General features: G+C 33.6%; 11 protein-coding genes. 4 read left to right on the forward strand and 7 right to left on the reverse strand.

Annotated features, from left to right (window positions below; translation table 11 throughout):
- The first annotated feature begins 79 nt into the window (after positions 1 to 79).
- The 3 genes from QGN23_RS02725 to QGN23_RS02735 all read left to right on the forward strand — a co-directional run bounded on the left by QGN23_RS02725 (position 80) and on the right by QGN23_RS02735 (position 4,230).
- Complete coding sequence (locus QGN23_RS02725; protein WP_282905502.1) at positions 80 to 1,354, forward strand: aminotransferase class I/II-fold pyridoxal phosphate-dependent enzyme; 1,275 nt, start codon at positions 80 to 82, stop codon at positions 1,352 to 1,354.
- 75 nt (positions 1,355 to 1,429) lie between these two features.
- Positions 1,430 to 1,840 carry a nucleoside diphosphate kinase regulator gene (gene rnk, locus QGN23_RS02730; RefSeq protein ID WP_133440564.1) on the forward strand — a complete coding sequence of 137 codons (411 nt, stop codon included), beginning with the start codon at positions 1,430 to 1,432 and terminating at the stop codon, positions 1,838 to 1,840.
- Between the two features lie 194 nt (positions 1,841 to 2,034).
- Entirely contained in the window at positions 2,035 to 4,230 is a 2,196-nt protein-coding gene (locus QGN23_RS02735) for a B12-binding domain-containing radical SAM protein (RefSeq protein WP_282905503.1), read from the forward strand.
- Between the two features lie 77 nt (positions 4,231 to 4,307).
- On the opposite strand, the gene QGN23_RS02740 is transcribed toward QGN23_RS02735, so the two are convergent.
- Positions 4,308 to 4,589: a FoF1 ATP synthase subunit delta/epsilon gene (locus QGN23_RS02740; RefSeq protein ID WP_282905504.1), complete on the reverse strand. Its 282-nt coding sequence runs from the start codon at positions 4,587 to 4,589 to the stop codon at positions 4,308 to 4,310.
- Between the two features lie 76 nt (positions 4,590 to 4,665).
- Positions 4,666 to 6,174: a F0F1 ATP synthase subunit beta gene (atpD, locus tag QGN23_RS02745; protein ID WP_282905505.1), complete on the reverse strand. Its 1,509-nt coding sequence runs from the start codon at positions 6,172 to 6,174 to the stop codon at positions 4,666 to 4,668.
- 142 nt (positions 6,175 to 6,316) lie between these two features.
- On the opposite strand from atpD, the gene QGN23_RS02750 reads away from it, so the two are divergent.
- The gene (locus QGN23_RS02750) at positions 6,317 to 7,237 is read left to right on the forward strand and encodes a bifunctional riboflavin kinase/FAD synthetase (protein ID WP_282905506.1); all 921 of its coding nucleotides are present in this window, start codon (positions 6,317 to 6,319) and stop codon (positions 7,235 to 7,237) included.
- On the opposite strand, the gene QGN23_RS02755 is transcribed toward QGN23_RS02750, so the two are convergent.
- The 5 genes from QGN23_RS02755 to QGN23_RS02775 all read right to left on the reverse strand — a co-directional run bounded on the left by QGN23_RS02755 (position 7,234) and on the right by QGN23_RS02775 (position 12,171).
- Positions 7,234 to 9,885: a carboxypeptidase-like regulatory domain-containing protein gene (locus QGN23_RS02755; RefSeq protein ID WP_282905507.1), complete on the reverse strand. Its 2,652-nt coding sequence runs from the start codon at positions 9,883 to 9,885 to the stop codon at positions 7,234 to 7,236. The two genes, QGN23_RS02750 and QGN23_RS02755, sit on opposite strands and share 4 nt — an antisense overlap.
- On the reverse strand, positions 9,885 to 10,655 hold the full coding sequence (locus QGN23_RS02760; RefSeq protein WP_282905508.1) for a GLPGLI family protein: 771 nt from the start codon (positions 10,653 to 10,655) through the stop codon (positions 9,885 to 9,887). The genes QGN23_RS02755 and QGN23_RS02760 overlap by 1 nt, the downstream gene beginning before the upstream one ends.
- Before the next feature lie 17 nt (positions 10,656 to 10,672).
- Positions 10,673 to 10,990 (reverse strand): hypothetical protein, encoded by a 318-nt coding sequence (locus QGN23_RS02765; protein WP_282905509.1) that lies wholly within the window; start codon positions 10,988 to 10,990, stop codon positions 10,673 to 10,675.
- Positions 10,991 to 11,103: 113 nt separating this feature from the next.
- Positions 11,104 to 11,877, reverse strand: coding sequence for a GLPGLI family protein (locus QGN23_RS02770; protein ID WP_282905510.1), 774 nt, complete (start codon positions 11,875 to 11,877; stop codon positions 11,104 to 11,106).
- Positions 11,878 to 12,015: 138 nt separating this feature from the next.
- On the reverse strand, positions 12,016 to 12,171 hold the full coding sequence (locus QGN23_RS02775) for a hypothetical protein (protein WP_282905511.1): 156 nt from the start codon (positions 12,169 to 12,171) through the stop codon (positions 12,016 to 12,018).
- Positions 12,172 to 12,224: the final 53 nt, after the last annotated feature.

Here is a 12,224-nt window from a genome sequence, read left to right on the forward strand (position 1 = left end):
TAAACCTTTTTGTAGTAAGCAAAAGGTTTTTTTTAGTTTAATTTAATTAACTTTGAGTATTAAAAACAATAAAATAATAATGAAAGATATTTTTGATCGCCTTAGAGAAAACCCAGGGCCATTAGGGCAATTTGCAGATTACGCGGAGGGTTATTTTGTTTTCCCAAAACTAGAAGGTCCGATCGGCCCAAGAATGAAATTTCAAGGAAGAGAAGTCATTTTTTGGAGCGCTAATGATTACTTAGGTCTTTGTAACCATCCAGAAGTTTTAGAAGCTGATGCAAAAGCTGCAGCTGAATACGGAATGTTTTATCCGATGGGCGCCAGAGCAATGTCTGGTGAGACAGACCAACATCAGCAATTAGAAAGAGAATTAGCAGAATTCGTAGAAAAGGAATCTGCCTATTTATTAAATTTCGGTTATCAGGGAATGGTTTCTACCATTGATGCTTTAGTCGGAAGACATGATGTGATCGTATATGATGCAGATTCACATGCGTGTATCGTTGATGGAGTACGACTTCACATGGGTAAAAGCTTTACTTATAAGCATAATGATATCGCGAGTTTAGAGAAAAATCTTGTCAGAGCAACTAAAGTGGCACAGGAACAAGGCGGTGGAATTTTAGTGATTACTGAAGGTGTTTTCGGAATGCGCGGAATGCAGGGAAAAATCAAAGAAATCTGTGATTTAAAATCAAAATTCAATTTCCGTTTATTGGTTGATGATGCGCACGGATTTGGAACTTTAGGAAAAACGGGTGCAGGTGCAGGTGAAGAACAGGGTTGCCAAGATCAAATCGATGTGTACTTCTCTACTTTCGCCAAATCAATGGCAGGTTTCGGAGCATTTATCGCGGCAGATAAAGATATTATCAGAATTCTAAAATATAATTTACGGTCACAGGTTTTTGCAAAATCTTTAACAATGCCAATGGTTATCGGAGGTTTAAAAAGACTGGAGCTATTGCGCTCAAGACCGGAAATCAAAGCGAAACTTTGGGAGAACGTATATAAATTACAGAATGGTCTGAAAGAAAGAGGATTCAATCTGGGAGGATCTAATACCTGTGTCACTCCAGTGATGATGGAAGGTTCAACCGTAGAAGCTACCCTACTTTCCAGAGATTTACGCGAGAATTTCGGGATTTTCACTTCTGTAGTAATTTATCCGGTGATTCCAAAAGGAATGATTTTATTAAGATTAATTCCAACCGCTTCCCACACCGATTCAGAAATTAATGAAACGCTGGCAGCATTTGAAGCAATTCATGAGAAATTAGTTTCGGGCTTTTACAAGGAGCAGGAGCAAAAACTGTTGGAGGAAAAACAACTTCAATTTAAAGAATCATAAAATTTTTCAGAATATATTTTTATATAGACCGTTTGAAAAATTCAAACGGTTTTTTATTATATACCCATTAAAAATATGAGCCAAGTTATAATTACCAAGCAGGATTTTAATAAAATCCACAGATCGATTACTGACGCTAAAGCGAAAAACAGCATCAAAAAAGAAGAAGCTGAAAAACTACTCGCAGAACTGAAATCTGCAAAAATTGTAGAACAGGACAAAATTGAACCCGATGTTGTAACGATGAATTCTATCGTGAAAATTCACTTTCAGAATAATAAAACGACCATGGAATTTCAATTGGTTTATCCCGCTGATGCCAATATTAAGGAACGTAAAATCTCGATCTTTTCCTCGGTTGCTTCGGCATTGATCGGCTACCGCGTTGGTGACGAAATCGATTGGCTGATTCCTTCCGGTATGACAAAAATTGTAATCGATGAAGTAATTTATCAGCCGGAATCTGCCGGAGATTTTGATCTGTAACCGATGATTTTAACAACTAAAAAGCCGAAAGATTAATTTTAAATAAGAAAACAAAAGGTGAAAATGATCGTCATTTTTTTCCTATTGTGGACTTGTAATACAAAAGTCACAGATTACTTTGTGACTTTTGCGGTTTAAAAAAAATCATGGTTATAATGTCCTGAATTTAAAATAAATTTGCAAAAAGAAAACGCTTGAAAGATCTGCTCCTCATCACTCCGCCTTTTACCCAACTCAACACTCCTTATCCGGCGACCGCTTATATTAAAGGGTTTCTGAATACTAAAAATATTTCAAGTTATCAGATTGATCTGGGAATCGAAGTGATTTTAGAACTGTTTTCAAAAAGAGGCATTCAAAAAATATTCGGGGAAAATATCGATCTGATTAATACCTCAGAAAATTCAAAACGGATTTTTGCTTTACGCGAAGAATACATAAAGACCATCGACCAGGTCGTTCTTTTTCTGCAGAATCATAATCCTACCTTAGCGAGACAAATCTGCAGTATGAATTTTCTGCCGGAAGCTTCCCGTTTTAATCAGTTGGATGATATGGAATTTGCTTTCGGAAATATGGGTTTGCAGGATAAAGCAAAACATCTGGCGACTTTATATCTGGAGGATATTTCAGATTATATTGTTGAAAATATCGATGCAGATTTCGGTTTCAGCAGATATGCCGAACGTATTGGGCAAAGCGCTAATTCTTTTGATGAACTTTATTTAAAGTTAAATGCTCCTCAAACTTTTACCGATGAATTTACTTTAAAATTATTAAAGGAAAAATTAGACCTTGTTCAGCCAAAACTTGTTTGTTTTTCTGTTCCGTTTCCCGGGAATTTATACGCCGCTTTCAGGTCTGCAAAATTCATTAAAGAGAATTATCCCGGACTGAAAACGGTCATGGGCGGCGGTTTTCCTAACACCGAATTAAGAGAATTAAAAGATCCGCGCGTCTTTGAATTTTTCGATTATATCACTTTAGATGATGGCGAATTACCGATCGAATTGGTTTTTGAAAATGTAAATTCAAAGAAAGAAATTTCAGAAGGGGAATTCAAAAGAACTTTTATCCTGGAGAATCAGGAAGTAATTTATAAAAACAATACGCCAAAATCTGATTACAAACAGGCATTTATAGGAACGCCGGATTATACCGATTTATTATTGGACCAATATATTTCTGTAATAGAAATCGCTAATCCGATGCACAGTTTATGGAGCGATGGGCGGTGGAATAAACTCACCATGGCGCACGGTTGCTATTGGGGAAAATGTACTTTTTGCGATATTTCTTTAGATTATATCAAAATTTATGAACCCATTTCTGCTAAAATTTTAGTGGATCGAATGGAAGAATTGATTGCCCAAACAGGTGAATCAGGTTTTCATTTTGTGGATGAAGCCGCGCCACCAGCTTTGATGAGAGAAGTGGCTTTAGAAATCCTACGCCGGAATTTAGTTGTCACTTGGTGGACCAATATTAGATTTGAAAAAAGCTTTAGCAAAGATTTATGTTTCTTATTAAAAACTTCAGGTTTGGTAGCTGTTTCCGGCGGATTGGAAGTAGCAAGTGATCGATTATTAAAATTAATTGACAAAGGCGTCTCCGTAGATCAGGTCGCAAAAGTTACGCGAAATTTCACTGAAGCCGGAATTATGGTTCACTCCTATTTAATGTACGGATTCCCGACGCAAACAATCCAGGAAACGGTGGATTCTTTAGAAATGGTGCGCCAGCTTTTTGAAATGGGAATTGTGCAAAGCGGTTTCTGGCACCAGTTCGCAATGACTGCACACTCGCCTATCGGAAATAATCCCGAAGAATTTGGCGTAAAACCTTTAAATAAGGAAATACTTTTTGCCCACAACGATATCGATTTCACCGATGAAACCGGGATTGACCACAGCAGATTTAGCTTTGGCTTAAAGAAATCGCTGTTCAATTATATGCACGGAATTAATTTTGACCTTCCGCTGAAAGACTGGTTTGATTTTAAAATTCCCAAAACAACTATTCATCCCGACTATATTCATGATTGTCTTTTGGAAGAAGAGAATTTTGTTTTTAAAGGAAATTCAAAGTTGATTTTTCTGGACAAAAACCCGAATGTTGAGAACTTTCAAAAAAGAACGAGAGCAGGATCTTTCGAATATACGCGACTGACTTTTCATCTGAAAACCAATATTGTCAAGATAGAACTTGAACAGGAAAAAGCAGATTGGCTGACGAAAATATTCTCTGAAAATTCTACAGAGAATCCTAAAAAAATAACACTTCAACAACTCAAAAATCAGTTTGAAGAAACGTTTGAAGATTTCGAATTATTCTGGTTTTCAAAACCGTTACAACTGTTGAAAGAAAACGGAGTAATTTTAAGTTTATAAAATATGATTTCTGATCTTAAGTAAAAAAATCCCGTCTTATGATTAAGACGGGATTTTTATTTATTTAAAAAGGATTTCTATTCTGCAAGAATAATTCCTTTGTTATTGCTGAATTCTACCACTCCACTTTTCATCGTAAAAGAAAATACACTTTCTTTTTCATTTTCTCTGGTGAAATGATGACTGTATTCCTCCTTGATTTCATTCGTGAACACTTTGATTTTCCCTGAATTTAAGGAAGTAACAATAGCAGCGTGATCTTTCATGATATGGAATTCTCCACTTTTTCCGGGAAGCAAAACCGATTTCACTTCACCTTCAAAAATCACGAATTCCGGAGTTAAAATTTTTATATTCATATCTTTTAGACTTAAAGAGTATAGAGAAAAGAAAAAAGAGAAATCTTCACTCTTTTTTCTTTATTCTATTTTCTAATTATGCGTTTTCCGCTAACATTTTTTCACCTGCTTCGATCGCTTCTTCAATCGTCCCTTTAAGGTTAAAAGCAGCTTCAGGTAAATGATCTAACTCTCCGTCAATGATCATGTTAAATCCTTTGATGGTATCTTTGATATCTACCAATACTCCTTTCAAACCGGTAAACTGTTCTGCAACGTGGAAAGGCTGAGATAAGAATCTCTGAACTTTTCTGGCACGGTAAACTGATAATTTATCTTCTTCAGAAAGTTCTTCCATACCAAGAATCGCGATGATATCCTGTAATGCTTTGTATTTTTGAAGAATTTCTTTTACTCTTTGAGCACAGTCGTAATGTTCGTCACCCAAGATTTCAGAAGTTAAGATTCTGGAAGTAGAAGCCAATGGATCTACTGCCGGATATATACCTAATGAAGCAATTTTTCTATCCAATACGGTAGTTGCATCTAAGTGAGCAAATGTGGTTGCCGGCGCCGGGTCAGTTAAATCATCCGCAGGAACGTAGATTGCCTGTACTGAAGTAATAGAACCGTTTTTAGTAGAAGTAATACGCTCCTGCATCGCCCCCATTTCAGAAGCCAAAGTTGGTTGGTAACCTACTGCAGATGGCATTCTTCCCAAAAGTGCAGAAACTTCAGAACCTGCCTGTGTAAAACGGAAGATATTATCAACGAAGAATAAGATATCTCTACCTTGTCCTGTTCCGTCTCCATCTCTAAAACTCTCAGCGATGGTTAAACCGGATAAAGCAACTCTTGCTCTTGCTCCAGGTGGCTCATTCATCTGACCGAAAACAAAAGTAGCTTTCGAATCTTTCATGGCTTCCAAATCGATTTTAGATAAATCCCATCCTCCATTTTCCATGGATTCCATGAATGCATCACCGTATTTAATAATACCGGATTCAAGCATCTCTCTCAAAAGGTCGTTTCCTTCTCTGGTTCTTTCACCTACACCGGCAAAAACCGAAAGTCCACCGTGACCTTTCGCAATATTGTTAATTAATTCCTGGATCAATACCGTTTTACCAACACCTGCTCCACCGAATAAACCAATTTTTCCTCCTTTAGAATAAGGCTCTACCAAATCGATTACTTTAATTCCTGTAAAAAGCACTTCTGCTGAAGTGGTAAGCTGGTCAAATTTTGGTGCATCTCTGTGAATCGGCAGTCCGTTTTCTTTAGAAACCTGTGCGATACCGTCGATGGCATCTCCAACTACATTAAATAATCTGCCATATACCGCTTCACCTGTTGGCATGGTGATTTGTTTTCCTTGTGAAATTACTTCCTGACCTCTTTGAAGTCCGTCTGTTGCATCCATTGCGATACATCTTACAGAATCTTCACCAATATGTTGTTCTACTTCAAGTATCACTTTGTTACCGTCTGTTTTTGTAATTTCCAATGCATCATAGATGCTTGGAAGTTCTGCCGCATCTGTAAAAATTACGTCGATTACTGGACCGATAATTTGAGAAATTTTTCCTTTAAGTTGGTTTGCCATTGCTTATTTTTTTCTTGAGTGCAAATATAATGAATATTCGCACATTTGCAATTGGTTTAAAAGAAGATTTTTGTCATATTTGCATAAACTTATTATAAGCCCATTTTTAGGGCAATTTTTTCACTATAATCAAGAATTTCAGTTGATAATTACAGAAAATTTCACCGGTTCGGTTTCCCAAAATCCTCGAGCACTTTCTATTGGGATGTTTGATGGTGTTCACTTGGGACATCAGAGTATTATAAAGAAACTCAATGCCATTTCTGAAAAGAAAAACCTGGAATCTGCCATTCTTACTTTTTGGCCACATCCAAGAACTGTTTTTACCCCAAATGATGATTTGAAATTGTTGAACACCATTGATGAAAAAAAATATCTGCTGGAGAAAAATGGATTACAACATTTGTTTTTAAAGGAATTTGATGAAGAGTTCAGAAATTTAACCGGCGAAGAATTCGTGAAACAGATTCTAGTCGATAAACTTCAGGTGAAACATTTGATTATCGGCTACGACCATACTTTTGGAAAAAACAGAAGTGGAGATTTTTCATTATTAAAGAAAATGGGACCGGAATACGGTTTTGAAGTAGAACAGGTAGAAGCAGTAAATTATAAAGATTTCAATATAAGTTCCACGCAAATAAGAAATGCTTTATCAGAAGGCAATATTATCGCCGCCAATGAAATGCTCGGTTATCATTATTCGCTTTCGGGAAAAGTTGTTCACGGTAAAAAAATCGGACGAACGATTGGTTATCCAACGGCAAATATTGAAGTTGATATGCTTAAATTTTTACCGAAAAAAGGAGCTTACATTGTTGATGTGTTTGTGAAAAACCGTCATTATAAAGGAATGTTGAGCATCGGAACCAATCCTACCGTTAATGGAAATTCACTTTCTGTAGAGGTTTATATTTTAGATTTTGATGAAGATATTTACAACCAGGAAATTTCAGTCAATTTTCGGGAATTTCTGCACGACGAAATCAAATTTGAAAATTTGGAGAAACTGGTTGAAAGATTAGATGAAGATAAGCGATTGACGGAGAATTTTAATTTTTAAAAATTCTTATTAATTCCCAATACGATATGTCGCGGAATCAATTTTTGTGTATATAAACTTTCACTGATATTAGTGATAGAATATTTCTGAATACTGTTTGAATTTAACAAATTATTTCCCTGTAAAAATACATTAAAATTGTACTTTTTGTAATTATAGTTCGCTTTGACATCCCAAAACTGGGTGGTATCCTGATTGGTATTTCCAAATTTATAATATTCTAACAGTGACTCTATTCTGAATTGAGCATTTAATGTAAAGTAGAGATTAAAGAATCCTTTCTGATCTTTGTAGTTATTAGAGTTAATTTCAGATGCAATTTTATTAAAAGACCACTCATATCCCAATTCATAATTGGCAAAACTTGTCCAGCCTGATTTCATTTCAAAACCTATTTTTAAGTTATTAAATTCTGTTTTAATAAGCGGCTGGTTATTGATGCTGTTTTCGTATTCAGAAAGGAGATAAGAACCTAATATACTGATCCGAGATTTTAATAATTTCAGATATTTTCGTAATTCAATATGAGATGATAATGTAGTATTGTTTTTAACCAAGATGCTCTGATTGTAAATAAAATTTGGATTTACAATCATATTATTTGAGAGGTAATCTTCATTTATAAAATAGTTGGCACTAAAGGTTAAATGTTCAGAAAGCATGTCACCCAGATTATAGCTAAAGCCCGCGTTGTAATTAGGAAGCACAACAAAACCTACTTCACTTCGTTTAAAATTTCTGTTACCCTGATACAGATAATTGGTGTACAGATCGTTTATAGAAACCGTCGAAAACTTTCGGCTTGTATGAAGGTTAAAATTTCCTGTTTTTCTGTTTTCATAGCCAACATTAATGCTTGGTGAAATATAAAATCCTGCTTTATTTTCCGGATTAAAATCAAATGAAATATATTCATTCAGCAGTGCAAGTCCATAATTCCATTTTTTATGTTTTTTTTGAAATTTTCCCTGCGCAAAAATTTGATTCTGCGAAAAATTGATATTATTAATAAATGGGCTGTTATCGAAAATTATTTTTTGATTATTAAAATCAAAAACAGATAAATCAGAGGAGAAATCATTTTTTCTGAATTCATTTCCCACCTGGATTTCAAGTGACTGATTTTCATTGTATTTTTTAAGGTATGAAATTTTAGAACCTCCGAAACTCATTTTAGAATTGATGATCTGGTTAATTCTACGCGCATTTGGATTGTTGATAATGAATTGAAATACATCGTTTTCATCAGTGAAATCATAGGGTCGATCCTGAAAAGTATATCTTGCAACTGCAACAATAGCTTGTGAGGAATCGATTTGTTTGGTATAAATCAATTTATTTTCAGTGGCGAAAAGTTGATTTTTTCCCATCTGATTATTTAATTGTTCGTTGAAAAGAAAAATATTGTTATTATTTTCATTCAAAGAAGAAACCTTATTATAGAACAAAATGTTTGAGTTGTTTTTAAATTCTTTTGAAAGTTCCATTTTTCCGACAATATTTCTGTTGTTTTGCTTCCAGACTTTGTCTTCTGTATTGGTGAAATTTAATCCTTCGTAGTTAAATTTGTAAAGACTGGTAACGAAATTTCTGTTTTCTGTTTCATTAAAAACAGTCACAAATTTGAGTTTCCAACCGGTTTTAAAATTATAAATATAATTAAGCGAAGCCAGCTGATCATTGTTGAAATTAGTCCGCTTTTCTTCGAATTGGAAATTTTTCTGATGAAGGTTCACTGGCGACAAAATAGATATATTGGTCCCTACATTCTCAACTTCATTTTCTGAATTTGGATTAATGAGATACTCTACTCCTTTCATTTCATTCAATCCCAAATTATTAGCATTAAATAAAAGATATACTTTCTTTCTCTTTGTAAAATTCATTACATTGAGTTTTCCCTGTCTCCTATTTTCTTCATAGCTTGTAGAAGCCAGTAAAACATTACCAAACCATTTTCCTTTCGCATCCTCTTTTAATGTGAGATTTAGGGCAATACGTTCTGTATTTTCTATATTTTTGAGAAGTTTATTTTTAGAATAATTTTTGAGAACCTGAATTTTGTCTAAAGGTTTTGAAGGCATATTTTGAGTAAGCGTTTGGTATCCTCTTTCAAAAAGGTCATCATTTTCTATCATTACTCTTTCTACTTCTTTGTCTCCAAATTTTATTTTGCCATCGCTTTGTACGGTAATCCCTGGAAGTTTTTTCAGCAATTCTTCCACATTCTGCTCTGTTCCGTTTGAGAATTGTTGAGCATTGTATTCTATGGTATCTTTTTTTAGTTTTATAGGAGCAGTGCGGGTAATGACCACTTCTTTTATTTCTTTTACTTTATCGGCTTCTAATTCAATTGTTTCCAGATCGATAACAGTCCCTTTTTTAATAAAAGAAATGGGCATACTTTTCTTCACATATCCCATTGCTGAGAATTGCAAAGTAAAGTCGCCAAACTTATCTGTATTTAATAAAAAACTTCCGTCTTTATTGCTAAAGACGAAAGTTGAAATATTGCTTTGTGAATCCATAAGAATCACATTGGCTCTTGAAATTGGCTGCTTATTTTCCGAAAGTACAAATCCTTTAATCTCCGTTTGCGCAGAGATTTTCAAAGATAATATTAGGAACAGTAAACATAGGTATTTCATTAAGGTTTTTTAGTATCCCATTCAAATTCTCTTTCGGGTTCTAAACTTCTTATCGGTGGCGGGTTTGCTAAAACCACATTCTTTGGAAGATTAGCCATCATTTTTTGTCGGAATAACAATAGCGCATCGTTTGTTTTACTTATAAAATCTATATACTCTATTTCCTTACCCTCATTAATGTTATAATAATTAATCAATTTCTCAGGAACTTTTAAATATGAATTTATAACTACTTTTGTTGCGATGTAACTATATTCGTTCTGATTATCTTCCGCTTCTAAGATCATACCAGGTAGCCCTTTTAATTTCCAAGGACCATTAGAAAAAGGAATTTCAGGTGTAAACCAAACTTTATAAACTCTACCTCTAAAATTTCCAATTGCAGCCTGACAATTAAAATTTAAAATATTCTTTTTTTCAGATAAAATTTTCCAGATAATTGTGGGTGCTGGATCTATATATAACATTAAATTAGGATTATTAGGAATATATGCAAGTCCTTTAAACCCTTTATCTTCTATTTGTAAAGAATTCATATATCTAGTTGAATGAGAATATTCTTTATCATTGACTAAATCAGAATAATCTTGAAAAACTTTGTGATATGGTGTTATATAAAAGGCTTCCTTATTATTAAGAACCAAAAATTGATTGGATTTCACTGGAGTGCTTTCTGTTTTCCGCGTGAAATCAAATTGAATAACAGTCAAATTTTGGGAAAAGATAGAATAACCAGTTATTATAAATAAAAGAAAAAGGGCTTTTTTCATAATTTCACAATTCTTTTTTAGTTACCAACACAATCCATTACTTCGTAAATTCCCATGTGGTGTATTACTATTGAATTATTCTCGTTACCACCACATTCTCCTGCGTAGCCTCCCATATTTAGATTATGCCTTTCTCCGGCACAATCTACAATTGTAGCCGTATAACCATGCCAACAATCTATAATTTCAGAGCACTGTAAATCATAAATTTCGCTATAAATCTCCTGCGTCGACATCATAGTTTCATCAGGTTTTATGGCAATGTCAATTTCATTTGCTGACGCAATTCCAGAAATTCCAACTGTTAAAAACAGTCCTAAAATAATTTTTTTCATTGTAATAATTTTTTAAAATTAATAATTAGTGTCTTCACTTTTTTGCGCATTGAGTTTCAACTCTTCAAAGAAAAAAAAAAAAGAAGATACGCAATAGCAAATGTGTTATTTCATTAAGGTTTTTTAGTATCCTCCCATTCGAACGAAATCTCTCTTTGTAAGTCTCTAACATTTGGGACATCTACAATATTAGTTCCTTTTGGTAAATTTGACAAAGCTTTTTGTTGTCTTTCTTTTAAAGCAATATCTTCTTTAAAAATATAATCTTTATAGCTTTTCATGTTTTGTTGTGGGTAATTCTCAATAAAGGATAATATATTTTGAGGTATTCCCAAATCAGTATTATGAATTACTTGTACTGCATTATAAGAGTTAACATTACTATTATCTTTTGCCTCCAAAATGAGTCCAGGCAAACCATCTATTTTCCAAGGTCCAAGACTGACTGGTATTTCTTTAGTAAACCACACGGTATATGTTCTACCTCTAAATTTTCCTACAGCCTTTTGGCATAACATATTTAAAATTAATTTATTTTCATTAAATATCTCCCAATTAATTTCTTGCTTATTATCAATTATTAATGATTGCTCACCATATTGTCCGGGATAAGCTTTAATTCTATAAATGTTATTATAATCTAATAATTTACGATACATTTTTTGTCCGCCTCGTTTAATATTATAATTTTCAATTATTTCCTTTATTGGCGCATTATCCTCCTCGACATAATCAAAATAATAAGAATCAATTGGTGTTATTATTGCAAATTCTTTTCCTTTCGTTCCGCTATAAAGTGTTTTAACTTCATATTCCACTATAATATTTTGTGCTTTCACTGATAAAAAAGAAATTACTAATAGAACGATAAAGATTAGATTTTTCATAAGTATATTATCCCGTTGGACAACCATCTATTCTAAATATTTCAAAATTCAATGATTCTTCCTCTCTATCTCCACATGCTCCTTCAGTAGTTCCTACTTTAGTGTCGGTAAAACTACCATCACAATCATACCATCTCATTACATAGATGTTGTACAAGAAAGAACTTCATATTGAATGCTTAAAAAATTTGTGGCATCTATTTTTTCTATATCATGTTCGTTTATTATTTCGTTTGCTGACGCAATTCCAGAAATTCCAACTGTTAAAAACAGTCCTAAAATATTTTTTTTCATTGTAATATTTTTTTAAAATTAATAATTGATGTCTTCACTTTTTTTGCGCATTG

It is taken from the genome of Chryseobacterium gotjawalense, from assembly GCF_030012525.1.
Taxonomy (GTDB): Bacteria; Bacteroidota; Bacteroidia; order Flavobacteriales; family Weeksellaceae; genus Kaistella; species Kaistella gotjawalense.